This is a genomic window from Methanobacterium spitsbergense (genome assembly GCF_019931065.1).
Classification (GTDB): Archaea; Methanobacteriota; Methanobacteria; order Methanobacteriales; family Methanobacteriaceae; genus Methanobacterium_B; species Methanobacterium_B spitsbergense.
The window spans coordinates 259,956-286,330 of sequence record NZ_JAIOUQ010000007.1 but is presented as its reverse complement, the minus strand read 5'-3'; the positions used below and the strand labels follow the sequence as shown (position 1 = coordinate 286,330).

31 protein-coding genes are annotated in these 26,375 nt (G+C 31.3%); 9 read left to right on the top strand and 22 right to left on the bottom strand.

Features of this window, described 5'->3' with window-relative positions:
• Positions 1-48 precede the first annotated feature (48 nt).
• The 4 genes from K8N75_RS07085 to K8N75_RS07070 form a co-directional block, all read right to left on the bottom strand.
• On the bottom strand, positions 49-480 hold the full coding sequence (locus K8N75_RS07085; protein WP_223791378.1) for an Hsp20/alpha crystallin family protein: 432 nt from the start codon (positions 478-480) through the stop codon (positions 49-51).
• Positions 458-1,456 (bottom strand): NOG1 family protein, encoded by a 999-nt coding sequence (locus tag K8N75_RS07080; RefSeq protein ID WP_223791377.1) that lies wholly within the window; start codon positions 1,454-1,456, stop codon positions 458-460. Before K8N75_RS07080 ends, K8N75_RS07085 begins: the two co-directional genes overlap by 23 nt.
• 228 nt (positions 1,457-1,684) lie before the next feature.
• Entirely contained in the window at positions 1,685-2,245 is a 561-nt protein-coding gene (locus K8N75_RS07075; RefSeq protein WP_223791376.1) for a TIGR00296 family protein, read from the bottom strand.
• 45 nt (positions 2,246-2,290) lie between these two features.
• Positions 2,291-3,676 (bottom strand): TldD/PmbA family protein, encoded by a 1,386-nt coding sequence (locus K8N75_RS07070; RefSeq protein WP_223791375.1) that lies wholly within the window; start codon positions 3,674-3,676, stop codon positions 2,291-2,293.
• Positions 3,677-4,150: 474 nt separating this feature from the next.
• Here K8N75_RS07070 and K8N75_RS07065 point away from each other — a divergent pair, with 474 nt between their 5' ends.
• Positions 4,151-5,695, top strand: coding sequence for a homocysteine biosynthesis protein (locus K8N75_RS07065; RefSeq protein WP_223791374.1), 1,545 nt, complete (start codon positions 4,151-4,153; stop codon positions 5,693-5,695).
• Position 5,696: 1 nt separating this feature from the next.
• Entirely contained in the window at positions 5,697-6,083 is a 387-nt protein-coding gene (locus K8N75_RS07060; protein ID WP_223791373.1) for a 4Fe-4S dicluster domain-containing protein, read from the top strand.
• Positions 6,084-6,156: 73 nt separating this feature from the next.
• On the opposite strand, the gene K8N75_RS07055 is transcribed toward K8N75_RS07060, so the two are convergent.
• Genes K8N75_RS07055 through cbiM form a run of 4 tightly spaced genes read right to left on the bottom strand, consistent with a single transcriptional unit; the run spans position 6,157 to position 8,840 of the window.
• Positions 6,157-6,996, bottom strand: a complete 840-nt coding sequence (locus tag K8N75_RS07055) for an ATP-binding cassette domain-containing protein (protein WP_223791372.1) — start codon at positions 6,994-6,996, stop codon at positions 6,157-6,159.
• A gap of 54 nt (positions 6,997-7,050) precedes the next feature.
• The gene (gene cbiQ, locus K8N75_RS07050; RefSeq protein WP_048190100.1) at positions 7,051-7,827 is read right to left on the bottom strand and encodes a cobalt ECF transporter T component CbiQ; all 777 of its coding nucleotides are present in this window, start codon (positions 7,825-7,827) and stop codon (positions 7,051-7,053) included.
• Between the two features lie 53 nt (positions 7,828-7,880).
• Positions 7,881-8,162 carry an energy-coupling factor ABC transporter substrate-binding protein gene (locus K8N75_RS07045; RefSeq protein ID WP_223791371.1) on the bottom strand — a complete coding sequence of 94 codons (282 nt, stop codon included), beginning with the start codon at positions 8,160-8,162 and terminating at the stop codon, positions 7,881-7,883.
• Positions 8,163-8,840, bottom strand: a complete 678-nt coding sequence (gene cbiM, locus K8N75_RS07040) for a cobalt ECF transporter S component CbiM (protein ID WP_223791370.1) — start codon at positions 8,838-8,840, stop codon at positions 8,163-8,165.
• 325 nt (positions 8,841-9,165) lie between these two features.
• Here cbiM and K8N75_RS07035 point away from each other — a divergent pair, with 325 nt between their 5' ends.
• Together K8N75_RS07035 and K8N75_RS07030 are read left to right on the top strand one after the other, a co-directional pair.
• The gene (locus K8N75_RS07035; RefSeq protein WP_223791369.1) at positions 9,166-9,927 is read left to right on the top strand and encodes a nitroreductase family protein; all 762 of its coding nucleotides are present in this window, start codon (positions 9,166-9,168) and stop codon (positions 9,925-9,927) included.
• A 106-nt stretch (positions 9,928-10,033) separates the two neighbouring features.
• Positions 10,034-10,312, top strand: coding sequence for an ATP cone domain-containing protein (locus K8N75_RS07030; protein WP_048190096.1), 279 nt, complete (start codon positions 10,034-10,036; stop codon positions 10,310-10,312).
• A 49-nt stretch (positions 10,313-10,361) separates the two neighbouring features.
• On the opposite strand, the gene K8N75_RS07025 is transcribed toward K8N75_RS07030, so the two are convergent.
• Entirely contained in the window at positions 10,362-10,610 is a 249-nt protein-coding gene (locus K8N75_RS07025; RefSeq protein WP_223791368.1) for a hypothetical protein, read from the bottom strand.
• Between the two features lie 192 nt (positions 10,611-10,802).
• On the opposite strand from K8N75_RS07025, the gene pyrF reads away from it, so the two are divergent.
• Positions 10,803-11,453, top strand: a complete 651-nt coding sequence (gene pyrF, locus K8N75_RS07020; RefSeq protein ID WP_223791367.1) for an orotidine-5'-phosphate decarboxylase — start codon at positions 10,803-10,805, stop codon at positions 11,451-11,453.
• On the opposite strand, the gene K8N75_RS07015 is transcribed toward pyrF, so the two are convergent.
• The 3 genes from K8N75_RS07015 to K8N75_RS07005 form a co-directional block, all read right to left on the bottom strand.
• Complete coding sequence (locus K8N75_RS07015) at positions 11,388-11,993, bottom strand: hypothetical protein (RefSeq protein ID WP_223791366.1); 606 nt, start codon at positions 11,991-11,993, stop codon at positions 11,388-11,390. The two genes, pyrF and K8N75_RS07015, sit on opposite strands and share 66 nt — an antisense overlap.
• A 102-nt stretch (positions 11,994-12,095) precedes the next feature.
• A complete protein-coding gene (locus K8N75_RS07010) occupies positions 12,096-13,001 on the bottom strand; it encodes a deoxyhypusine synthase (protein ID WP_223791365.1) in 906 nt (301 codons plus the stop codon).
• Positions 13,002-13,248: 247 nt separating this feature from the next.
• Positions 13,249-14,127, bottom strand: a complete 879-nt coding sequence (locus tag K8N75_RS07005) for a CBS domain-containing protein (RefSeq protein ID WP_223791364.1) — start codon at positions 14,125-14,127, stop codon at positions 13,249-13,251.
• A 644-nt stretch (positions 14,128-14,771) separates the two neighbouring features.
• On the opposite strand from K8N75_RS07005, the gene K8N75_RS07000 reads away from it, so the two are divergent.
• Both K8N75_RS07000 and K8N75_RS06995 read left to right on the top strand, forming a co-directional pair.
• Positions 14,772-16,757, top strand: a complete 1,986-nt coding sequence (locus tag K8N75_RS07000; RefSeq protein ID WP_223791363.1) for an FUSC family protein — start codon at positions 14,772-14,774, stop codon at positions 16,755-16,757.
• Between the two features lie 88 nt (positions 16,758-16,845).
• Positions 16,846-17,481 (top strand): DUF998 domain-containing protein, encoded by a 636-nt coding sequence (locus tag K8N75_RS06995; protein ID WP_223791362.1) that lies wholly within the window; start codon positions 16,846-16,848, stop codon positions 17,479-17,481.
• 203 nt (positions 17,482-17,684) lie between these two features.
• Here K8N75_RS06995 and K8N75_RS06990 read toward each other — a convergent pair whose 3' ends face one another.
• The 5 genes from K8N75_RS06990 to K8N75_RS06970 all read right to left on the bottom strand — a co-directional run bounded on the left by K8N75_RS06990 (position 17,685) and on the right by K8N75_RS06970 (position 21,840).
• A complete protein-coding gene (locus K8N75_RS06990) occupies positions 17,685-18,128 on the bottom strand; it encodes a sensor histidine kinase (protein ID WP_223791361.1) in 444 nt (147 codons plus the stop codon).
• A 96-nt stretch (positions 18,129-18,224) separates the two neighbouring features.
• Positions 18,225-19,679 carry a PAS domain S-box protein gene (locus tag K8N75_RS06985; protein WP_223791360.1) on the bottom strand — a complete coding sequence of 485 codons (1,455 nt, stop codon included), beginning with the start codon at positions 19,677-19,679 and terminating at the stop codon, positions 18,225-18,227.
• Between the two features lie 669 nt (positions 19,680-20,348).
• Positions 20,349-21,026: a phosphoribosyltransferase gene (locus tag K8N75_RS06980; protein ID WP_223791359.1), complete on the bottom strand. Its 678-nt coding sequence runs from the start codon at positions 21,024-21,026 to the stop codon at positions 20,349-20,351.
• A gap of 170 nt (positions 21,027-21,196) precedes the next feature.
• A complete protein-coding gene (locus tag K8N75_RS06975) occupies positions 21,197-21,673 on the bottom strand; it encodes a BPL-N domain-containing protein (RefSeq protein WP_223791358.1) in 477 nt (158 codons plus the stop codon).
• Between the two features lie 2 nt (positions 21,674-21,675).
• Positions 21,676-21,840 carry a hypothetical protein gene (locus K8N75_RS06970; RefSeq protein ID WP_223791357.1) on the bottom strand — a complete coding sequence of 55 codons (165 nt, stop codon included), beginning with the start codon at positions 21,838-21,840 and terminating at the stop codon, positions 21,676-21,678.
• 127 nt (positions 21,841-21,967) lie between these two features.
• Here K8N75_RS06970 and K8N75_RS06965 point away from each other — a divergent pair, with 127 nt between their 5' ends.
• Entirely contained in the window at positions 21,968-22,504 is a 537-nt protein-coding gene (locus K8N75_RS06965) for a CDP-alcohol phosphatidyltransferase family protein (RefSeq protein ID WP_223791356.1), read from the top strand.
• 115 nt (positions 22,505-22,619) lie between these two features.
• Here K8N75_RS06965 and K8N75_RS06960 read toward each other — a convergent pair whose 3' ends face one another.
• The 3 genes from K8N75_RS06960 to K8N75_RS06950 all read right to left on the bottom strand — a co-directional run bounded on the left by K8N75_RS06960 (position 22,620) and on the right by K8N75_RS06950 (position 24,119).
• Positions 22,620-22,838 (bottom strand): DUF2769 domain-containing protein, encoded by a 219-nt coding sequence (locus K8N75_RS06960; RefSeq protein ID WP_223791355.1) that lies wholly within the window; start codon positions 22,836-22,838, stop codon positions 22,620-22,622.
• 234 nt (positions 22,839-23,072) lie between these two features.
• On the bottom strand, positions 23,073-23,351 hold the full coding sequence (albA, locus tag K8N75_RS06955; RefSeq protein ID WP_048190078.1) for a DNA-binding protein Alba: 279 nt from the start codon (positions 23,349-23,351) through the stop codon (positions 23,073-23,075).
• Between the two features lie 135 nt (positions 23,352-23,486).
• Positions 23,487-24,119 (bottom strand): exopolysaccharide biosynthesis protein, encoded by a 633-nt coding sequence (locus tag K8N75_RS06950; RefSeq protein ID WP_223791354.1) that lies wholly within the window; start codon positions 24,117-24,119, stop codon positions 23,487-23,489.
• 214 nt (positions 24,120-24,333) lie between these two features.
• Between K8N75_RS06950 and K8N75_RS06945 the strand changes: the two genes are divergently transcribed.
• Positions 24,334-24,966: a hypothetical protein gene (locus tag K8N75_RS06945; RefSeq protein ID WP_223791353.1), complete on the top strand. Its 633-nt coding sequence runs from the start codon at positions 24,334-24,336 to the stop codon at positions 24,964-24,966.
• A gap of 26 nt (positions 24,967-24,992) precedes the next feature.
• Here the strand turns inward: K8N75_RS06945 and K8N75_RS06940 are convergent, their stop codons facing one another.
• Entirely contained in the window at positions 24,993-25,568 is a 576-nt protein-coding gene (locus K8N75_RS06940) for a flavin reductase family protein (RefSeq protein WP_223791352.1), read from the bottom strand.
• Positions 25,569-25,608: 40 nt separating this feature from the next.
• Positions 25,609-26,274, bottom strand: coding sequence for a nitroreductase family protein (locus K8N75_RS06935; RefSeq protein ID WP_223791351.1), 666 nt, complete (start codon positions 26,272-26,274; stop codon positions 25,609-25,611).
• Positions 26,275-26,375 lie beyond the last annotated feature (101 nt).

The window sequence follows — 26,375 nt, the reverse complement described above, 5'->3', positions numbered from 1 at the left end:
AATTGGGTATAATATTTCTTAATATTAAAAATCTTAATTCTTTGAAGCTCAATCAACTTTGACTTCAAATGTTTCTTTCTTTTCTAATTTAGGTAAAATAACAGTTAGAACGCCATTTTCTAATTTAGCTGATGATTCTGTGCTTCTTACTTTTACGGGAAGATTTATAATTCTATTTACTTTCCCATGATTTCTTTCCTTTTTCAGGAAATTTTTTCCTTCAGCTTCAGTATCTCCATCGAACTGAGCTGTAATTTCAATTGTATCCTCTGTTATGTCTATTGTAATGTCTTGTCTTTTAAAACCAGGTAAGTCTGTCATGACAGTTAACTGTTCTTCATCTTCAACAATATCCATATTGGGCTTTAGAGGCGAATTTGATGTATATTCATTGAGTGTTCGCCCTAAATCGTTTTGTTTTTCTTTAATTGTATAAATAACATCTTTAAACATTTCTTCAGCTGCGTTTCTTCTTTTCATTGTCAAATTCCTCCATTTTAGCTATTATTTCAGTAACACCAATCCCCTCGGATGCTGAGAGCATAAGAGGACTTTCCAATTGGTTAATGTAACCATTTACATATTCAATATTTTCTACAAGGTCCATTTTGTTAAAAATACATTGAATTGGAGTTTTGAAAACATGTTTTATTTCATTGTAAAGGTTTAATTGACTTTCTAATGGATATCCTGATGTTTCAGATGCATCGAATATGTAAAAAACAATATCTGCAAGATGTTCAAGTGCAACCATTGCATTTAATTCTATTTCGTTCATATCCTGTACTGGTCTATCAAGAAGTCCTGGTGTGTCTATGAACTGAAAATGTGTCCATTTATGTTCAAGATGACCAATTTGAATCCCTGTAGTTGTGAATGGATAATCAGCTACTTTTGGCTCTGCTGTAGTTAACTGGCGAAGTAGAGTTGATTTTCCCACATTAGGGAATCCTGCAATAACCGCGGTTGTTGCCTTGAAATCAATAGTTGGCATGTTCCTTAACTTCTGCTTTGCAAAATCCAGAAAATTTAGTTCATCCTCAATACGATATACAACCGATGCTAATCTTCCAAATGCTTCTTTCCTAACCTTTGAAGCATCTTCCGAGCTTGATCTGCGTATTTTGAAAACATATTGATTTTCAAATTTTGATATTAAATCTACTGCCCATTTAAGAGCCCCAAGGGATTTTTTAAATTGATCAACCCCTACCACAACATCTATGTAGTCCTGGTAAAACATATTCAAGGTTGAGATCTTAGGAATCTTTTCAAGTATGCTATTGAATGTTTCTTCAGTTACTTGACAAGCAGTTTTGATCCTTGCCTCTTCTGTCTTCTTTGATTTTTGATGACGAGGAATTTTTGAACTTCTGACTTTATTAGCAGCCTTCTTAGCCCTGCTAAAACTTTTGTCCAGAACCTCTTCTGGTGTTGGAATAGTTGGTATAAACATTTGATCACTTTTTTATAAATTTAATTTGTTATCCTTTTTTTTTAAATATATATCAGATAATATGACGATACGAACTGATATAACGAGTTTTAATGATTGAAACTTTAGTGAAATTTAATTGCACAATTAGAAACTCAGATAGTGTATTAAGGTAAGTATGTTCTATGATATTTAACCTTCGTTTAAATCATAATGTAATAAAAAAATTAATTATTTTGTTTAAATTCTTTATTCCTCAAATATTTGGGATGAAAATTTATAAATTTTTACATCATTGAGTTGCCAGCAATCCGATGAAAGTCCAGCTTTCATACAAGTATTTGAAAGTAGTTCTTCCACATTCCACCCCCAGTCTGTAGCAACTTGAGGCAATAATAATCCTCTGTATGGACCTCTTTCAACAATAAGCCCATCCTGACCAATATTTATCTTTTCAATATATTCTGTGGGATTTTTCACATCAATAAGAACGGGTTTAGTTAGAACACTTACTTCTACATTTATCTGATCAAGTTCAACAGGAGTTACTGGATTAAATCTTGGATCCCTTGTTGCAGCAGATATTGCAGCATCAACCACGGCATTTAAAAGAGGCATTACTGGTTCGGGGTAACCAATACATCCTCTGAGTTGATTTTCATGGTTTAATGTTACAAAAACCCCCATATTGTCCCTTAATTTGGGATCAGCATCTTCAGGAATTTCTATTATTTCTTTATCAACCAAATATGTAACAATTGCCTTTCTTGCAAGTTGAACAAGAAATTTTCCATCTTCTGAAGTTAACATAGGTTTCCTCCTAAATTTTATTCCATGATTCTTGTATAAGAATTATTATGTTGCTCCGCCCACAGTAGCCTTGGAAACTCTCACATGAGGTCCTCCGTCTCCAACAGGAACTGTTTGTCCGGATTTTCCACAGAACCCAACACCCATTTTAAAGTCTGATCCGAGTGCATCCACATTATTAAGAATTTCCATAATACTGCCTGAAAGTGAAACATCCCTGAGAGGATCTCTTATCTCCCCATCCTTTATCATAAAAGATTCAGCTGCATTGAATTGGAATACACCCTTTCCAGTATCTACTTGTCCCCCTCTTGATCCTTTGAGATATATTCCATCTTTCATACCTTCCAATAATTCTTCAAACGATTGATCACCTGGTTTTAAATATGTATTACTCATTCTGACAATTGGTTGTTCACCAACCGAAGATCTAGCATTTCCAGAGGAATTAATTCCAAGTTTTGATGCTGTTTCCCTTGAGCTTAGAAGTGATGTAAGAACACCATTCTTTACCAGAATGTTTTCTGATGTTTTAACACCCTCAGCATCATATGGATAATATCCGAATGCATCCATGCTTGCATCATCAATTATAGTTACTAGATTTGAACCTATCTGGGTTCCGAGCTTATTTTTTAATATCGAATCGTTCTGAAGTATTAGATCTGCTTCAGAGGCATGTCCAAGTGCTTCATGAATAAAAACACCTGTTAATTCCGGATCAAGGACTACTGGAAAACTTCCAGATGATGGTGATTTTGCATTAAGGAGCCTTACTGCTTTTAATGCAGCAGTTCTGCCAAAATTCTCGATATCCTGATCTTTAATAACCTCAAATCCTCTTGAACCACCAATACTTTTATGTCCAAACTGTATACCTTCTTCAGATGCTGCAACTGCATTTATAAACATTGCCACCCTTGATTCTTCCATTGTGAGACAAGTACCTTCAGAGTTTAAGTACAGAGTAGTACCTTCTCCATCAACATAATTTACAGTTGTGCTAACAATTTGTTCGATCTTGGCTGCTGCATCTGCATCGTGTACAATCTCCTTCTTTTCATCTAAAGATACTTTAGAGGGTAAAAGTTTGGCCTTGAATTTAACATTATCTTTGTAGGAATTTACTTCGTTTAATTCTACATCACTTTTTGTTGATTTTGCAAGTTTCAATGCTGATTCAGCCATTTCATTTAGTTTGGATAGCTGAGTGGTATATGCAAATCCCCAAGAACCATTCTTGAGAACCCTTACTGATCCACCGAAATCTGATCCAGAACGTATTTCCTGTATTTTACCATCTTTCATAACAATAACAGTATTTTTACTTTCATTAACTCTTAAATCTACATAATCTGCCATCTTATCGATGGAATCAATAGTTTTTTTAAATACATCGGGATTTAACTTATTTTCAATTGAAGATGACATGTTTAGCACTCCTTTAACTAAATACTAAATTAATGTAACATTTTTATGAAGAGTAATCTTTTCTATTATTTATATTATTTTTGCGTACGAAAAGAAATATTTTGTTATAACAAGCTGTTAAATATTTTTTACAAAAATAATTTCTAACTTAAAATACTAAGTTTTTATTATAATCTTATTGAGTAAATACAAATTTACATAATAAACATAATATTACAATAGAAAAACTAGTTAATCAATAAAGGTATAGTTATATAATCCAAGAAAATCAACCTAGTTGAAAAAGTCCAATCTAACTCGATCTGCAACAAATTCTTTTGTTGACCCCAAATGTTGTGAATTAGAAATTATTACAGTTAAATGGTAAATGCAGAGGGTTAATTTAATTCCTTTTCAAATTTCAACTTTTATTTTCTTTTTATATATTTTTTTGTTAATTGAATAATTATTATAATGGTACGGACGTGACTCATAATGAAGACCATTGAAGAAATAAATGAACGAATCAAAAACGGAGATGCAGTTGTTGTTACTGCTGTTGAAATGACCCAAATTGTTAGGGAAAATGGAGCTGAAAAAGCAGCGGAGGATATTGATGTTGTTACAACTGGTACTTTTGGTGCCATGTGTTCTTCAGGAGCTTTTTTGAACTTCGGTCATACCGATCCTCCAATAAAAATGACCAAAACTTATCTTAATGGAGTTGAAGCTTATTCCGGACTTGCTGCAGTTGATACTTATATTGGTGCCACCCAACCAAGCAGAAATCCTGAAATTGGAATTGATTATGGTGGGGCCCACGTAATTGAGGATCTTATTATGGGCAAAGATGTTGAATTGATTGCAAGTTCCTATGGAACAGATTGTTACCCTTTAACAGACCTTAAAACACATGTTAATATTGAAAACCTCAACGAAGCCATAATGGTAAATCCACGTAATTCCTATCAGAACTATGCTGCCGCTGTGAACTCCACAGATGAAACAATTTACACTTATATGGGCACTCTCTTACCTAACATGGGTAACGTAAGCTTTTCAAGTGCGGGTGGATTGAGTCCCCTTTTAAACGATCCATACTTCCAAACAATAGGTATGGGTACCAAGATATTCCTTTGTGGTGCAGAAGGATATGTAATAGGAGAAGGTACCCAACATAACACCGAAGTTCAAAGAAAAAATGGTGTTCCAACCGATGGAGCAGGTACGCTTATGTTGAAGGGAGATATGAAAGAGATGGATCATGAATATGTTCGTGGTGCAACTATGCCTAAATACGGTTCAACTCTATATGTTGGTGCAGGTATACCGATACCTATTTTAAATAGTGATATAGCTCAAAGAACAGCCATTAGTGACGAAGATATCGTTTGCCATGTCCAAGATTATGGTGTTGCTAAACGTAGCAAGCCAATCATATTAGAAACCAATTATAAAGAGCTTAGAAGTGGTAGTATTGAAATTAATGGCGTTGAAATTGAATCTTCACCATTATCCTCCTATAAAAAGGCCTTGAAAATTGCTGAAGAGCTTAAATCCTGGATCAATAATGGAAATTTCTTACTTACAAATCCTGTTAAATTGTTAGCATCTGAGGGTCGAAGCCCTAGACCTCTTAAGATTAGAAGACAAACGGTTCTGGTAAATGAAATTAAAGGAAAACCATTGATAATAGCAAGTCCTAACGATGATATAACTGATGTTGCTAAAAGATTGGTTCAAAATAATGTCAACCATCTACCTGTAGTTGATTCAGATAATAAGTTATTGGGAATTGTAACCTCATGGGATATTGCCAATGCAGTTGCAAAGGGTGAAAATAGATTAAAGGATGTTATGACCAAAAAAGTCGTGATTGCAAGGGAAGATGAACCTGTTGATGTTATTGCAAGACGTATTGATAAGCATGAAATATCTGGCCTTCCAATAATAGACAAAAATAATCGAGTGAAGGGTATGATAACTGCAGAAGATATTTCAAGGCTTATGTGTGTAAGGAATGTAGAGGAAGGTGTTTAATATGAAAGCCTGGCTTAAATTTTCTCCTAAAATGGTGAACCAAGCTGTAATCACCCATATGATAAAAAAATTTGATGTGAGTTTCAACATTCTCCGTGCAGATATCAATCCAAAGGGCGGTCAGATGCTTATAGAGATATCTGGTCCGGATGCTAAAGAGGGTATTGAATACATAAAAAAGGCAGGAATTGATGTTAGCCCTGTAAAGCGAGTTGTAAAAAAAGATGAAGAACTTTGCATCGATTGTGGTGCTTGCATTTCATTATGCCCGGTTAAGGCCATAGAAATAGAAAAAGACTGGACAGTTGATGTTAAAGATAAAGAGTGTATTGGTTGTAAATTGTGCACCTTTTCTTGCCCAACAAAGGCCATAAAAGTAGTAGAGTAAGATTGAATTATATGGCAGAAAAGCTGCCATTCATTATTCTTTATAAAAATTATTATTAAAAAATTATATTTGATTATTCATCAAATTCTTTTAATATTCGTTTTCTTGCCCCGCCGATTGTAAGAGGATATGGTTTATCAAATGGGAGTTTATCTTCCTTCTCAAGTATTTCCATTAGATGTGCTATTCTTGGTAATCTTAAATTAGCTCCTCTGATTGTTTTAACATCTTCAAACACTTCAGATGCAGTTCCCTGTTTGATTATCTTACCTTCGCTTATTATGTAGACCTTTGATGCGTAAATTGGTACAAGATCAACATCGTGTGTTGATATTACAATAGTCATTCCTTCTGTGTTAAGTTGGTATAGAAGTCTGAGTATCTGTGATGCTCCTTTAGGATCTAAACCACTTGTTGGTTCATCCAGAACCATGATTTTAGGTTTCATTGCAAGAATTCCTGCAATTGCAACACGTTTTTTCTGCCCACCACTTAGATGGTGAGGAGGTTTTTTCTCAAATCCCTCCATCCCAACTCGGGATAAAGCTTCTTTTACTCGTGATTCAACCTCATCTTTAGGAAGACCCATGTTCATTGGTCCAAATGCTACATCTTCAACAACTGTTGGTGCAAATAATTGATCATCAGGGTTTTGGAAAACTATTCCAACCTTCTGTCTTATTTTCATCAATTCTTTTTTGTTGTAGTTAACATTTTCCCCGTCTATAACAACAGCTCCGGAGGAAGGTCTAAGAATACCATTGAAGTGGAGGAAAAGCGTTGATTTTCCTGCACCGTTAGGTCCTAAAAGCGCAACTATTTTACCCTCTTCCGCCATGAAGTTTACCTTTTCAAGGGCTTTTGTACCATCAGGATATTCGTATGTAATGTCCTTAGTTTCAATGACTTTCATTTAAAAACATCTCTTAAGTGTATTATTAAAATTAAAACTATTATTATAAATTGTTCATAATATTTTAAAGCCAGCTGTCAAATATGTCCCGATTATAAGTAAAAACTCAAACGAAACAAGCAACGCCATGTTTTTGGTGCTTATAGAATTTTGAGTCTTAAAAGTTTTAATGGACCCATCATAACATCTTGATTCCATGGATATATAAACTTGTTCTCCCCTCATCCAAGTCCTTATAAATAAATTACTAGCCAGTATACCAAGGGACTTGAAACTTCCTTTGAAGCTTAAATAGCCGAGGCGTGTTTTCTGTGATTGATACATGTTGGTTGCCTCTTCAAGGAATACAAATATATAACGGTACATCATCATTGCAATTTCTAGTATCACCAATGGTATTTTAAATCCTTCAAGTAGCGAAAATATCTCGGTCATGGGAGTTGTAAGGGCTAGAAAACCAAGACAAGAAAATCCACCCAGTATTCTTGCAAAAACTAGGGCTCCTAAATTGAAACCATCTTTATAAACAATTACATTAATTAAATTTATTTTAAACCAGGGATCCACCATACCAAAAAATAATGCCATGAATAAAAAGGTCATAATACCAAAAAATAATGGAATTGATATAAATTTCAAATAGAATTTAAATGGTATTTTGGCCCAGAATATAATTAAAAACATCATTAAAAATGTAATAATGAGAGGTATGACTGGTGATGTTGATATAACACATATTATCATGGTCAAAAGTGCAAATAATACTTTAAATGATGGATTAGTATTTTTAAGACCATTTGAATGGGCGTAATCATCGAGTGTTCTTTCCATTTTCAATCCTCTTAAAGTATAACCTCATTGTGTTTAATAAAACGCAAAAATATTCACTTTCCTTGAATTTTTCTCTTTCCTGTGTAGTATCCCAGGAAGTAACCTATAATAAGTGCACCTATAGCAGCTTGCAGAGCAAAAAGTAGGATTTCCATTTCACTACTCGGTTCCCAAATAGATGAAAACCATGGATGATAACCTGTTTCTTCTATGGCTAAGCTTCCTTTATCATCTGACCCACTGAAGTAGCCCTCACCTTTACCATTATAAAGGAAAAATGGAATTGCAACTATTAAAAGTGCAATCAATAACATTATAACATGCCTTTTTTCCATTTATACTTTCTCCTCAACTTTTTTAGGCCCTATAATCTTCAGTGATCTAAGTATATCTGGTCTGAGTTTCAAAATATATTCAAATATTACGACTGTAAGAATTGCCTCTACAATTGAAAGTGGTATTTGGGTGTATGCAAACACAATCATAAACTTGAAGAATGAAGCACCAAAACTTGGAATTGGAAATGCCAAGGAAAGCTGTGATGCTGTTGTAATATATGTGAATATATCCCCTGCAAAAGCTGCAAAAAATACTGCTATTGATGATGACAAACCTGTTTTCATGATTGATTTATATATTAACCATGCTGCTAGTGGCCCAATAATTCCCATTGAAAAAATATTTGCACCCAATGTTGTGATACCTCCATGGGCCAGGAGAAGTGCCTGAAAAACCAATACAATAGCTGCTAATACGCATGTTACTGCAGGTCCAAAGAGTACTGCACTTAAACCATTACCTGTTGGGTGTGATGAACTACCTGTTACTGAAGGTAGTTTTAAAGAGGAGAGCACAAATATGAATGCTCCTGATACTGCCAGTAGTGGTTTTGATTCGGGATTTTTATCTGTGATTTCTTTGATCTGTTTTATACCGTAGGCAACTACAGGAGCTGCCAGCAGATACCAAAAAAGACACCATTGCCAGGGTAAAAATCCTTCCATTATATGCATTTAAACTCTCCTTGATCTTTATGTATACAATAATATTCTCCTTTAAAGTATTATTGACATATTTATGCTGTGATCAATATTATCTTGTTAAAGAATTGTTAATAGGGGATTATTGTCTATAAATTAGGTTACTGTAATCAAGGTTTATATATATTTCCATTTTGCTTGAGAAAAAATAAAATAAAGTTGATTAATTGTGGTATGAGATCATTTAAAACTTAATTTTTGTATGAGAATAATTATTGAGGTATAATATTATAATATTAATATGAGGAGTAGTTTTAGTTTGAAAGATAATATTGTTTAAGGTAAATGGTGAATTAACATGAAAAAAGATGATTATTATCCAATTATTTTTAAAAGAAAGTCCATTAGAAATTATGATCTCAATCCCCTTGACAATAATATATTAAAAGAGATTTCTGAAGAATTTGATAATTTAATTCCCCTTTACAGTAACATAAATACTGAAATAAAGATCATTTCCACAGAAGATGTTAAACAGAGATTTATGAAAAAAGCACCACATTATCTTGCTGTATTTTCAGACACCTCCGAAGGATACCTAACTAATGTTGGTTTTATGCTTCAACAGATGGATCTTTTTTTCTCGTCAAATGGAATTGGTTCTTGCTGGCAGGGAATTCCAATACCCAAGGCAGAAATATTAAATGGTTCAAATCTTAAATTCATAATATTAATGGCCTTTGGAAAACCTCTAGATCCGTTATACAGAGACAGTATGAATGAATTTAAGAGAAACCCCATTGAAAAGATAAGTAAAGTAACTGGGGCAGATAACTTGTTGGAAGCAGCAAAACTTGCGCCTTCCGCTACAAATAGTCAACCATGGTTTTTTACAGGAAATGATTCTGCAATTAATGTTTATTCTATCAAACCGAACTTTTTAAAGGCCATGGTTGTAAATAAATATATTCCCATTGACGTTGGGATTTCAATTTATCATCTGAAGGTTGCTGCAGAACATTTCGGAAAAACAACCGAAATAATATTTGATAAAGATGAAAAAAAGGATTCTCCAAAGGGTTATACTTACTATGCCACATTAAAGTTTTCTATGGAATAAAATAAATCACATAAGATACAAATATAAAAAGATTAAGGATTTTATAGTATTATGGACTTGTTTATAGTATATCGTTATAAAACCCAATTAATAGGAAGGTGAGTTAATGACCGATGTAATTAAAAGGAAAGGTACAAAAGAACCATTTAATCCAGATAAAATTAAAGGTTCTCTTCAAAAGGCAACTATTAATGCAGGTTATAGTTTAGAAGAAAAAAATGAAATTATAAATGAAGTATTTTCCAATATCAATAAAAAATTAGACGATAAACAAGAGATCAATACTGAAACCATTAGAATGTGTCTTTTAACAGAGTTAGACAAATGCGAGCCTTACATAGCCAAGTCAGTTCGAAGATTTGATAGTAAATACAAGTCAAGATAATTATAGCAAATTTTACGTCTCAATGAAAATTCAAAATAAATAAATAAAATTATTTTTTTTCTTCTTCCCCATCACCGTATAGCCATGATGATTTATCATCCCCTTGAACATAGGTGTAAACATATGAAGCAGCAATTATACCAATTAAAAATCCAATCGCTGCAAGAAACTGGTGTTTTAACATATCAGTTCCTGGTGGGTATCCCTTGAGGTAATACATTGCTTGAACAGCAAGAAGCCCTACAACTATAAATGTTAGAATAGCTGCTACTATGCCCTTTAATTTTTTCTGGTTCATCTTATCATCCTTTAATTTTATGATTTTATTAAATTGAAATTTAGAATATGTTTATTTTATTTATTTGAATTTTTATTGGTATTTGTCCATTTCTTATTTAACTTATTTAATATATGTCAAATCTGACAATTTTACTTCAATATTTATGAATGATTCAAAAACCATTTAAACAAATTCAACTTATTATTATTCATGGAAATAAAAAATCGGATAATACTTGCACTGGACCTTCAAACTATTGAAGAAGCAATGAAAGTTGCAGGATGTGTAAGAGAACATATTGACACTATAAAGATCGGTTATCCTCTTGTACTGGCAGAGGGTTTAAAATCAATATCTATTGTCAAAGAAGAATTTGATTGCAAAGTAATAGCAGATTTTAAAGTTGCAGATATCCCTGAAACTAACACTAAAATTGCAGATCTAACGTTTAAAGCTGGTGCAGATGCACTAATTGTACATGGCTTTGTTGGAGAAGATAGTGTGAAGGCCTGTGTTGATTCTTCACAAAAATTTGATAGAGAAATATTTCTATTAACAGAAATGTCCCATCCTGGAGCATCTAGGTTCCTTCAGATTGCAGCAGAGGAAATTGCTTCTATGGGTGTGGATATGGGTTTGAAAAATTATGTTGCACCGTCAACAAAACTCAATAGATTAAACAAAATAAGATCTATTGTTGGAGAAGATTCTTTCATAATATCTCCAGGTGTTGGTGTACAAGGTGGCGATCCAAATCAGACATTAAAATTTGCAAATGCTATAATAGTTGGACGTTCAATCTACTCTTCGGATAACCCTGAAAAAGCTATTAAGTCCATTATAAATGATATCAAATTTTAAACCTACTAGTTCATAAAACAGATCAAATAATATGAAATAAATAAATGTTTGAAATAAAAAATATTGAACACCAGGAATTCTTAGTGCTGGAAACATGTTTTGAAGAAATCCTAAAACAGCAAAGATCATTACTGTGATCTTAAGGCTAAATCTATATTTAAAAAATCTCTTTATTTTCTTCTTATTTTTGATCCATTTATTATCGTTTCCAATTTCATCAAGGAATGCTGCAAAAGAACAGAACAAAAGTGTTACTATCCCAATATTTGGAATTCCAATATAAACGATTATTAAAACAAATAATAATAAAGCTGCGATATGGTTTAAACTATCAACCTTCAATGATAGTAGTGTACCAATAAGGATTGCTATGAATATACACGCTGCATCTGCACTTGTAACTGCCAAATAGCCAATAAATAAACCACAGAATATCCCTGCAAAAACTGCAAGTGTTATATTCTTTTTCTTATCATAGGCATCATCAGAAAGTTTCATTAAAAATCCTGATAGTGAGTAAAGTATTGGTTCAATGTTCATTTTTTAAATCCCATAATAATATCTTAAAAAAAGATAATTAGCATTATAATGGTTTATGGTTGACCCATAAAGATTTTTTTTGTGTCAAAAATTTTAGGCCAATTATTTTTTGTTCATCTCCAGCGCACCCGCCAGCATCAATGGGAATATTATTGTTGCATCGCCTATAACAGTTACAAGATTTGAACCGGCCTTAGCCTTGGACCATGACTTGGCTTCTTCAAGTGGTGCTCCACTTAAACTTCCTGTCTCTCCTCTGTCCATTGTAATTTGTATGGCTGCATCAACACCACCCTTTAAAAGATTTGATGCCAATGCATAGTGTTTTGGAAGTCCACCACCAAGTATAACTGTTGCAACTTTTTTTGAACCAAAAACTATATCCGATAATTCACTCATATCTCCTGATGCATCCAGATGAAGTTTATTATCTTGTTTAAACATCCATAACTGCAGTCCAAGCATACTATCAATTAATCCTGGAGCATAAATTGGAATATTTCTTTTTGAAGCTGTCCTGAGTATTGAATTTTCATCTGTAATGGAATTTCCAATTTTGGTTAAGAATTCCCGTATGCTAAAATATTTATCTTTTTCTGTTATTTTTGTCAAAATTTCGGTGATTTCGTGTTCAAACACTTCGAAATCTTCAGATTTTGTATAAATATCTCCGATCCGACCTATCCCTTGTTGACATAGTGTTTCATCGTCCTCTTTCGTACCCTTGTAATGTCTTCCTCCAAAAGCTTCGAGAAGATCGTGGGTTATGTTTGCACCACTAGTTATTAGAACATCGATCATTCCATTATTAATCATGTCTCTTATAACTTTTCTAAGTCCTCCAGGCACCATGGGTCCTGCAACGCTCATGAAAACAGCTGTATCCTCATCCTCAAGAACTTCTGCAAGGAGTTTAGTTGCTTGATACATTCTTCCAGCACCAAGAACACCAGACCCTCCCATCTGTTCAATGAGTTCTAATACACTCATTTTCTCCTTAACTTCCATTTGCTCTATTTTCAGTTTTTCACAACCTTAATTTTATGTGTTATATGGAATATTTTCGTTTTCATCCATATCATTAATCTAAATATCGTTAATTTAAAAATTATATCTAGATTGAATCAATAAAATAAGAATATAATTTAAAATTAATTTTATTAAAATGGATTGATAAGACTATTTTGATACATAGAGTATTTAAAATTAATATTTTCAAATGTATCAGTAATTTTAGAAATTGTAGATAATAATCTTATCTGAGTCCAGCTATTTGATCAAGTAAATCTGTTCTTGTAACTATACCAATTGGATTCACATCTTCGTCTACAACAATTAGTCTTCCTATTTTATTTTTATTCATCATTTCAATAGCATCTGCAATCATAACATCTTTTTCTACTGTTATGATATGTTTGGACATTACATTAGAAACAGTGAGATTTTCTTTACTTTCTGCAATACCTCTGGTTATATCTGATAGTGTTAAAATTCCAATAACATGTCCCTCTTCAATTACAGGCGCACCCTCAATACCTTTATCCGTTAATATCTTTGCAGCCTTTTTTATACTGTCAGATCCTTCAAGTTTGATTAGATCTATTGTGGCAACTTCAAGAACTGTCTTTTTTGGTATGCTTCTTATTGCCGTAGTATCTAAAAGAAGAATATTGTCCATATCATCCCTTCCAACAACAACACCATCCACAACAAGTTTGTTGACAGGTGTTGGGCCTATCCTGATTTCATCTCCAAGATCAAGGTATTTAATGTTTCCTACAGCTTTTATTGCTGCTTCACATTCTCCAGGGTGAGTTATACTTGTAAATTCAATTTGGGAGACAGTTATATCTTTAACCTTTTTTCCATCCCTATAAATTGGAACTAATGTTTGATTATCAGATGCTTGAATATTCAAGGTGTGATATGCTTTAATAGTAGGCTTATAACCTCCTCTAGGGCCCGGAACACCTTTTACAAGACCTAAACTTCTTAAAGACTGCATTTGATTTCTTATTGTGCCCGGATTACGGTTCATAATCTCTGCAATTTCTTCTCCCTTAATGGAGGCATCTGCATTCCTGTACAAGTTTATCAAGCTCTGTAATATTTCCTTCTGGACGGATGTGAGCATTCAAATCACCTTTAATAATTTATTATTATTTATAATTATAATTATTTATTTGTTATGTTTATTCATGATATATAGGTTTTACTTTTTTATCTGCAATTATTACTGTGCATTATCGATAACCATGGTCCCACAACCCTCAAGAATACAACTTGTAAAAATTAACATTAATCCAAAGCATTATTCTCAATAAATTTTATTATTATACATTTAAACAATTACAATATCTCCAAAAATAATTCAAAATGTAAATTGACTACTTTTAGTTAATATACTATTCATAAAATAGATATTAATCCATATTTAAAGTTTAAAATATAAAAACATAGTAAATGGAATTATTTGCTTTTTTTTAATTACATTTATGGTTTTAAAGGATTAGTAATTATTATTTTGAAGATTATTGTTATTAATTTATAAATTAATATGTAAAAGTTTATATATTTAAAGATATCTATATGAATATATAATATTTTATTTACCCTCAAAGTTAATTTTAAAGTTTACAATTGATAAAATATATTTCATAACAAGATATATAATTGTATCATGATTATTCTACCCTTAAAATCAACTAATTTTGTTAGAAAGTTATAATAATAATAAAAATGAAAATCCTATTCAGAAAAAGATATTGGAGATTTGAATTGAAGAAAAAAGGATTTTGGAATAGATTTAAAAGACTTTCAAAACCAACAGGCAGACCTCAATGGGGACAAGCCTTCAGGGCCATTTTTTTAATGATCATAGCAGCCATAGTTGCCAAATTTATGGGTTTGGATAATGGTATAATGGCCATAGTGTTTGTAACTCTTATAGCTACAATAATAATTGAAACATCACTCCCACTTAGAAAAGTCGCTATTTTAACAATTTTAGGGTTTTTTATGACTGTACTAGCTTTCGTTAGTGCATCGTTATCGCTTTCAAATATTGGAATATTTATATTCTTTACAGTTATTTGGGCCTTTTTCGGTATTTCACTCTATATTTTTGGAAGCGTTGAAGGCTCTTTGGGTTTTACATTCTTCTTAATATATTTTTTAGCAGTATTATTGGTTAATAATCAATCTAATACTTTTGATTGGACAATATATGCATTATTATCCTATTTAGTTGCATCTGTGCTTTTTATTCCTAAGATATGGTTTGAAAAGAAGAAAATTCGTGAAATGGTGACAATAGGATTCAATCCTGAAACAAATATTCAAAATATTTTTTCTGTAAAAAATATTTTATCTGATATTCCACTTCGTATGGATTATATTAATATTTTTAAATTTGGAAGTTACTTTAAAATTTTAAGGAAATACAGCAATCTTATTGTTACAAGATTAACTCCTAAACAACATAAATACTTCAATAACTTTTTAAATCATTCAGATGAATTTGCTTTTAAAATTGGAGATCATTTCAATAATGATAAAGGTCCAGTCAATTTGAGTGCTATAGATACCGAACTTTTAACTCTTGAATCACAATTTGTAAAAAATAGTGACAATAGTGAAACTGTAATGGATATTTCTCATGGTATCCGGGATATCCTTTTTGAAAGCAATACAATACTATCCGGGGACAGGGGAAGGGAAAAGAAAATAATAAAAGCACATAAAAAATCTCTTAGAGAAGTTTTGGATGCTAATTTTCATTTAAACAATCTATATATTCGCCATGCAATCCGGTTTACTATAGCAATTACTCTTTCACTAATTTTTGTATATTTAACCCGAGAAAGAAGCGCAGTGTGGATAACAATGGGCGTTTTGATCATATTAAAACCCGATATCTCGAGTACAGTTGATAATTTAATTTCAAGAGTTGGATTTAATTTATTGGCCATAATATTGGCCATAATTTTTTCATTCATATTTCCACATAATTTATTAATTTGGCTAGCTTTTATTATGCTATTTTTATTTAGAGCTTTCTATCCTAATTATATGGGATTTTCTGTGATGGCAATTACTGTTTTCATAGTTTTAATATGGCCAACTGGAACTGTATTCGATAATGCAATATCAAGATTAGTGGATATTGCTTTAGGTGGGATTATTGCATTTATATGTGCATACATTATTTTACCCAGCAGAGTTAATGTAAATCTACCAAATCAGTTGTTTCGTACAATTCAATTCAATATAAATACTGCTAATCAAATTTTAATGGCATTTAAAAAGAAAATTAATAATAAAAAAGTCTCTAAATGCTTTAATAATTATATGAAAGAGGAAAATAATTTAGAAGCAGCAGTTAAAAAATTAGAAGATTCCTATAAAGATATAAACGACGATCTAGAGTTATATCAGGAGATTATAGCTTCAAATAATAAATTGGCTGCAGATTTACTTGCTTTATCTGCAATATTTAATAAAAATGAGGATGTATCAACAAGTTTTGAAACTAAGTTTATTGAAATAAAAAATATGCTCCATAACATTGAAAATTTTTTAAATGGCGATTTAGAACCTTTAAAGATATATTTAAATAATTTTTCAAAGGTATATGGCAATATTGAAGTTACTGATCTAGATCAAATTATTAACTGGATAATATCTGATCTACAATTAATACAAAAGGGATTAGAAATAGCTAATGAAACAGGAGCACTCCAAAGATATCGTAAATTAACCTAATATTATAATGTTTTAGGCAAACTAAAAATATATTAAATTAATACCATTAACTATAAACAAATTGTTAAGATATCAAATGGAGTATTCAATGAAAAAAATTTATCCACTATTTGGAATTGTTGGACCTATATTGTATATAATAGCAGTTTTTATTGGTGGGGCAATTAGACATGATTATAGTGCCCTTTATAATGCTATAAGCGAACTTACAATGGCCAATGCTCCAAATAAAATTTTACTAGACATTCTCTTTGGATTTTATAACATATCTCTCTTGATCTTTGGTTCAGGAGCATACCTTGATAGCAGAATTAATAGTAAAAAATATAACAGTGCCACAATCATGCTGGTTATCATAGGAATTCTTGGGTTATTGGTACTTGTTTTTACACAAGATCCGAGAGGTACTCCAGCTACATTATATGGTACTCTGCACATACTATTATCTGGTATAACAGCTGCATTAACAATAATATCAATATTACTTATTGGATTAAGTTTTAAAAAATATTCTAAAATGAAAATATTTACCTGGTATTCTTATACTACATCTATATTGATTTTACTTTCAGGAGGAGCTGGTGCTATTTCACTTGCAAGTAATAATGGCTTTGGAGGGTTATTTGAGAGAATTACCATCTTTTTATTCATGATATGGGTTATAACTTTATCATATATCCTTTATAATAACAAAATTATATTAGATGGTGTTAAAATTCAATGATTTTTTTTTATATTCTTTTTTTATATTTTAGTTCATTGAACACTATTTTGAATTCTGTTCCGATTCTATTATCTAACTCAATTTCTCCATCAATTTGACCTACTAGATTGTTCACTAGTTGCAAGCCTAAAGAATCTGTTTTTTTAAAATCAATATTTGATGGAAACCCAATCCCATTATCTCCAATAATTAACTCATATTTATCATCGTTTGAAGTTTAATGAAATGTAGACTTCTCCATTCTCCCCATTGGGAAATCCATGTTTAAGACTATTTGATACAAGTTCATTTATTATGAGACCACATGGTACTGCTGTTTCAATATTTAACCTTAAATTATCTACATTAATAATTGAGGATATTTCTTCTTGGTCAATAGAATATGAATAAAACAATCCATTAACCAAACTTTCTATATATTCTGTTAGACTAATCCTTGTAAAATCATTTGACTGATAGAGTTTTTCATGTATCATTGCCATTGATTTAACTCTATTCTGACTTTCTTTAAGCACATCTATGGCTTCATCATCTTTAATATATTTAATCTGAAGATTCAAAAGACTAGATATGATCTGCATATTATTTTTTACTCTATGGTGTATTTCTTGAAGTAGAATGTCTTTCTCTTTAATAGATGTTTTCAATTTATTTGTTGCAATTGTTTTTTCTGTTATATCTCTAGCAATTCCCTGAAATCCTTTAGTTTTTCCATTATCATCTGTAACTTTTGCAGAATGGATTTATATAACGATATGTCTACCGTTTCTATGTTCTGCAGGAACTTCAAGTACATTAAATTTCTTTGTCCCTTCAATATGGGTCTGGAATGACTTTCTGATTTTTTGTATATGTTCCGGTCTTATCATTGAAAAAATACTTTTTCCAATAACCTGCTGTGGTGACCATCCTAAAATAGAATTAGATTGCGGACTTATGTATGTGAAGATCCCATGAGTATCAATTTCCCATATAATATCGGGAGTTGTCTCAACCAGGTTTCTGAATTTAGATTCACTTTCCTTTAAAGATTTTTCAGCTAGTTTGCGTTCAGTAATATCTTGAGTTGTTCCAAACATGGATATGGGCTTGCCCTCATGGTTACGGATAATTTCTCCTTCGTCATGGATATAAATTAATGTTCCATCTTGCTTGTTTATTTTGTAATCAATACTGTACGGTGAATTTTTATTTATTGCTGCATCTACAGCTTGTTGGAAACGTTTAAATTCCTTTGGAGGGAATAATTTAGTGACATCAACTAAATTTACATGTGTATTTGGTTCGAAACCCATGATTCTATACATTTCTTCAGACCATAGAAGATCATTGGTTGATAAATCATTTTCCCAAATACCAATTTTAGCAACTCTTTGAGCACGTAGAAGTTTCTTGTTTTCGATGTTAAAATCCATTTCCCTCTTTTTTAAACTTTCTTCTATTTTTTTTCGTTTAGTAATGTCTGTTACAGTTCCCTCAATGGCTATAGGGTTACCTTCATTATCTTTTATGATAGTGTTACGCTGGTTTAACCATTTTTCTTTGCCAGATTTGGTAATTATTTTATATTCATATGCAGACTGTGTTTCGCCATTTACGAGTTTTTTCCATGTTTTCTTGTAGTAATCTCGATGATCAGGATGAATATAACTCTTTAATAGCCGAGTTGATTTATAAAATTCTTCAGGAGAGAATTCTATTATTTTTTCAACGGCTGGATTCACATACAGATAATTTCCATCTGGTATTGACATTACGTAAATCATATCCTTTGAATTTTCAGCTAGCCTTCTATATTTTTCTTCGCTGATCTTCAACTCCATTTCCATTTTATTCTTGTAGATTGCCAGTTCAATCGTATATTTAAGTTCGTTTCGATCGAAGGGTTTTATAATATATCCATAAGGCTCGGTAAGGAGGGCCCTATTAACTTTAGATTCTTCAGAATATGCTGTCAAATAAATTACAGGGATATTTAATTCTTTAATCTTGGCTGCAGCAGCTATGCCATCGGTATTTCCTTTCAGTATTATGTCCATTAAAATTAGATCTGGCTTAATATCTAATGCTAGTTCTACAGCATCTTCGCCACTGGTTGCTATATTGGGAACTTCATATCCAAATGATTCTAAAGCCTGCTTAATATCTAATGCTTCTATACTCTCATCTTCAACAATTAGAATTTTTCCTTTGGACATAACTATTCACATTAATTATTATGTAATTTAATCTATTAATTTTTATATTGACAAAACAAAAATTCTGTATCCAAAAAAATAATATTTCCCAATGGAAATATAACTTTAAAGCATCCCTTTCTTAAATTAACTCATATAAATATTTCATTGGTATTGTTATTTGATTTAATGTATAAAAAAACTCTAAAAAAAATAAAATGGAGAATAAGTAAACTTATTCTTCAGCATCTATCATTTCACCATAAACAATTTCTAGTTCGCACCCTTTAGGACCGCAACAGAAATGTTGTAAATCGAATTTTGCAAGCATTTTTTTCACTCTCGTATATTTAATTTAAACTAAATTTATTTGTTATTTAACAATTTTGATGTTTATTGAAGTAATACGATCATATATACTCCCGAACATCAAATTTATCTTTTGTATTTTATCCCATATAAATGTTCGGTTATTACCAACCTTTTATTTGATCCGAACTATTTTTATAAATGATTGATATGGCTCCTTAAATTATCTGTAGATTTCAAAAAATATTTTTAACAATTATCAGATGAAATTAAAATTTGGTTTAACATCCAATAAAACTGGTATTATACTCCATTATAAAATTAAGTCAAAGGTAAATTATTAATAATTATTAAAAATTGATTTAATTTAATGATAAAATATTACTTTAAAATTTCTATTACATCATCTTCACTTACATCATACCAGTTATGGTAAGCTTCTGCTACAGCAAAACCCCACCCTCCACGAATATTGGGACAGTAAACTAAATCAACCATTCCTGAAACCGTTTTTAATGATTTTAAATGTGCGGTAGGTACAGCAATTATTATTTTATTTGCACCTGTTTTTTTGAGAGCCTCTACCGCCACGAGCATTGTGAAACCTGAAGCAATTCCATCATCAACTAGTATTACTGTATGATTTTCAGTCTCAGGAAAGGGTTTTAGACCTCTGAATGTTTTAATACGTCTCTCAATCTTAAGAGATGTTTTTTCAATTCCTGCTTTGATTTGATCTTTATTGAGTCCTATCTGTGATAGTACATCATGATTTAATTCCACTGTACCATCAAATGCAACTGCCCCATAACCTGCCTCTGTATTCCATGGCAGTGTAATTTTACTTACAACTGCTACATCTAAATTTAGATTCAATTTTGATGCTATTGGCTCGGCAACAGGCACCCCACCCGCCGGAATTCCAAATATAATAGATTTCGTATCCTTGTAATCGATCAACATATCCGCGAGAATATTTCCAGCGTGTTTTCTATCCTTAAATATTCCCGTAACATCTCTGAATTCAGGAATTTCAACGACATTATTTAATTCATCCATTTTAAACACATTATAATCTTTGTTCATTTTGATATTTAATTTTTTTTTAAAAAGTATTAAAAATTAAGATAAAATGAGTGGTTTGATAATGAATCATCAGAAACAACAATAATAAATGCTGTTACTCTCCTATAAATCCATCCTTTAATCTAAGGATATAAATCTTAATTTTATATCCTTTTAGAAATCCATTGTAACATATTTGTTAGAAGTTGAGGGTTTTGAGGATCTGTTTCAGGATGTGGACCACTTAGTATAACCCTTCCAGATCCAAATGTATCGGCTACAATAGCTGCATAATTTTGGTAACCCGTATTATTATCTGCAAAAGTAGCCATTATGACTTGAGTATTGTTCGTATACATTGCAGGACCATTCTGCATATGAATGTTTGTTATAGATCCGTTGATAAGCTTAGATCCAGTTGATGTTGTTGATATCTGTAATAAACCCTCATAATTTTCATTTTTTGTATTTACATCTGATGTAATACCCCATCCCTGATAATATCCGTCTACATAATTGGATGCAGCATATGCCCCTGCACAGATTCCCAAGTAGCCCTTACCTCCTTGGACAAACAATTTTATTGAATTGCCATCAATATCATCATTTTCAAGATAGGTAAGAGAATTACCACCAGGCATTATTAACACATCATAGCCTGATAAGGTATTAGAATTGATCTTACTAGTAATTGAATATTCAAATTTGTTGTTGGAACATCATCTGCAACATTTTCAAAAAATTTGTTATTATCACCCATATGTAGGTAATTGAATAGATTTTCAATTTGTGCCATTGTAATTGACATTAGTTTACCTCCAATGATTTATTTAAAGGATATGATAAAAATAATGAAATAATATTCAAATTTATAATTAATTCATATATACTAATATTTGGTGAACAAAAATAGGTTATATTAACACGGAGTGAACATGCCAAAAAAATCCATCCAAATTTTAATTCCTTCGGGGATCACTTATATCAGGATTATTTTGGCACCTATACTATTTTTCACCGTAATAAATAATTTTATATTATATTCCATATGCATATTTGTTTTGGCAGTTGCAACTGATGCCATCGATGGTTATGTTTCCAGAAAATTGGACTTAGCATCTTCTAAGGGGGCATATTTCGATGTTGTAGCCGATTTTATTTTGATCCTATCTGCTTTTTCTGGACTGGTAATCACAGGTTTGTATCCCTTCTGGCTAATTATAATCATAGTTTTCATGTTTCTACAGTTTATAATCACTTCCAAATTCCAAATTCCTGTTTATGACCCCATAGGCAAATATTATGGTTCTTTCCTTTTCATAGTTATATTCATCAGCTTAATAATAATAAATCCCATTTTAAACCTTTTATTAACAATATTAATTGTTATATTTACCGTTATATCCATTACAAGTCGTTTTTTGTTTATGTTAAAGAATAAAGATGATAAATTAGATAAAAAGATTAGATAGAAGAATAAAAAATTGAATTCTTTAAAGATTAAATAAACAAATTATAATCTTTGATCCATTTCACTACCCCTAAGACAGAAAGTGTTATTTAATAAACCGACATCAAGCGATAGTGCTAATGAACATATAGGACACTCACATCCTTTCGGTTTAGTAATACATTCCACACTTTTCCAGTTACACAAAAAAGTTTTTCATTTGCATCTGCAGCACATTGATCATATGTTGCACAAGTATGACAGATACATGAACCTTTATAATGCTCTATAGCATTATTCCTGTCCCTATCTGACATTTCCATTACTTCTTGAATCTTTTGTTCAAATTTATCCATACTTTCACCTTTTTTTATGGATAATTATATATTCATTATTTTATTAATTTTTTGAAAATTAAAAATTTATGATTAAAAACTATGAAATCAATATAAAGGATTTCAATGTATTAAAACAATATTTTGTTCCTTTGAACTGATAAAGAGGAAAGAATTCTAAAATAATTGTAATTAAGTAAGTTATGGATTATTGAAAAAAATAAAAAAATAAAAAGTGGATTAAATGGATTTTATCTAATTTGTCTTACAAAGCTGTATTTCTATGGCTGAAACATTGCTATTTGATCCTTCTCTACTAGTCATTTCTTCTGTGCAGATATCTATGGAACCTACTTCTAAATCTGTCATAAATCTATTCCTTACGATTTCTGCTACATCCACTGCCCTGCTTATTGCTCTTCCTCTTGCCTTCAACATAACTTCGGGAACTCCACTATTCATCTGAGTTACTACAGCTAATACATAGTTCATTACTGGTTTGTTTCCAATGTATACGACATTTTCCTCTGACATCACTTTAACCTCCAAGAAATCCATTACCTAAATATTATTTTTGATAAAGTATTATATCCAATTATCCATTTGAGTTTTGATCTATTAATCGACTAAAAAAAAGATTAAATGATGATTACTCCATACAACAATATCTCACAGAGGGATCCCTAAAAAGGCTAAAATAGCCTTTATCCCACTTAACCCTAGAAATGCTATTAAAAAGAAGTATATCATGGTAATGGTTGCCATGGAATATCCTGCGAATATAAGATATCCATCACGTTCAATTGAACCAAGAGCCAAAAAAAGAATGCTATATGCTGGTATAAAATCTGTTAGTGGCACAGGTAATGGAAGCATTAATAAAAATGAACACAGTATCATTATTGAACTATTTAAGTTGCCCATCAAAGGTCCATCTATCATCAAAGTTAAACGTTGCTTTGTAATCTTATCTAACCTTGATAAAATACTACTCATCCCATTTAATATCTTTAACATATTATTTTGAGATATTTTGTAATCCATGATTCTTCTAGGAATTAATGGATGTCTTTTAGAAATTATCCCCACATTGATCAATAAAATTGCCAATCCAAATGGTATACTACTTCCAGGAAATGAAACTGGAAATAAAAATGGAGCAACAAGTATTATACATGATAATAACCCCCCTTGTTCCCCTATTAATTCTAAAAAATCTTTAAACGTAATACCTTCATTTGGTATTTCAGAAGATAATCTAGAAACAGTGGCTGAAGCTCTATCGGTCCGGTATTCTGTCATATGATAAACCTATTTAATTAATAATTAATTTCTTGTTCATAAATACGAGATTTCTGAGGATTCACAGTTTTAATAAATGTTATTGGAACTTTAAATATAACTACTGAAATTTAAGTTTTTTTTATAATTCCTTTGAAAATTTTTAATAAAAAGTTGCAACTTACATATTAATATAGAAATTGTCGATTTGTCATTAATATAAATGGGGTTTCATATGCAAGAAAATGAGAACATTGCTGGTGGAATGTCCTATAGAACTATGAAAGGAATTAATTTCAATCAAATAGGGAAATACTTAGATGGTAATGATAATATTTCTTCTACTGAAATATTAGAAAAAAACAAGAATTATTTCATTGCAAGTGCCAACAAAATCATAGCTCGAATAAAACTTGCTAAAAAAAGATCAGAATATGGATTGAATAATAATGACCATGTTAGATTGATTAATTTGAAGATTTCCGCTTCTCTAAGATGGCTCGAGAAATTAAAAAAAGATATAAAATCTGATATAAACTCTGAATTTCTGAATGTAAAACAGTACAAAAAATGGCACGCTGTTAAATTATTACCCTCTGCCATAGAAGGCATCATAATAACAAGCAAAATAAAATATAAACTGTTAAATATTGATTCATGTTACAGTGGATCAAGTAAACAAAATATTGAAGAAGCTAAAAAATATATAGAAAACGCGGAAATTAAATTTTTAAGGCTATTAAATTTAAATGAAAACTCTGATTTTAAACAAGCCGAAAGTATTCGCATATTGGCTTATAATGAATCTATTCTAGCAGATAAAAAGTTAGAATCATTTATAAAAAAAAAATGTAAATCAAAAATTTAACTTCAGTTAAATTCAGTATTTGTGTTTTATTGTTTTTTTATCTTTTTTCCAATATTGAATGCAGGACCAAGATTATTTCCTATACCATAGTAAGCCATACCTGCAGGATCAAATGTGAAAGGTTTAATTTTAGTAATATCTGGAAGCCCATTTGTGTCAGTTGCTTTTTCGTCAACCTTAACATCCATTATTTCACCTGTAAACTGAGTATGCCTGCCCAAATCAACTGTGTGAACCAACTTACACTCGAGTATAAGCGGAAATTCTTTGACATATGGTGCATCCACAATTTTAGATTTCACATGTGTAAGTCCACTTTCTAAGAATTTGTCTTCATCCTTTCCTGAAACAATTCCAAAATAATCTGATTCAGCTACATATTCCTCGGATGGAATACTTATTGTAAATGCCTCTCTCTCAACAATGTTTTTAAGGGTGTATCTCTGTTTTTGAAGTGAAATTGAAACACATGGAGGTTGTGAACATGAAATACCTCCCCATGCAGCTGCCATTACATCTGGTTTTTCATTCTTATCGTATGTTCCCACTATAAAAACAGGGGTTGGGTATACAATTGTTTTTGCTCCTAAAGATTTTTTCATAGCTAGTTCCTCTTAATTTTTTTTTAAACAAATTTATTTTTCATTTATCACCCATCCAAATTGTAACATCTTTGACTTCTGGACGATTTACAGAGGGTGTTTCAATTGCAGGATAACCCACAGCACATCCATTAATACTGTACTTACCTGCAGGTATGTTAAGAAGTGTGAGGAACTCGTTATCCTCCGCCATTTGTGATGTTAAAGAAACTAGATGAAATCCAAGTTTTAAGGCTGTTGCTTTAAGCCACATATTTTCAAGACAATGCGCAATAGATTCCTGTTCAACAGGCGGAATTCCCCTTACTTCAGCAACAACTATAAAATACGGTGCTGTTCCCACACCAAGAACACCATTATCTACGGTCATCTGAAGTTTATCCATGAATGGTTGGACTTTTGGTTTTAAAAAGGGTTTTTCTTTAAGTATACTCTTAAAATGATTTAACCCTTCCACCGCTTTATTTTTCATGAGTTTTTCAGCGATTTCGATACTGGGGGTGTCATTTTCAAATACAAAAAAGCGTCTGAAATCTTTAATTTCTCCAACAGCCTGCGCAGCAAATGGGGCCAACATTCCTGCATTTAAAATATCTTCAATATTCTCCTTTGGAGGTGATTGTTTCTTAAAAGATCTAACTGAACGTCTTGATTTTATAACTTCATCCAATAATTCATTAGTTTGTTTATCGATATTAATCTCCATATTAATGCTCCAAATTTTTTTTTAACTTGATATTTTAATGTAAAATAATCTATTTATGTTTTAGTTTTGTTAATTCTCTTAATTAGTTTTTTTCTTAACAA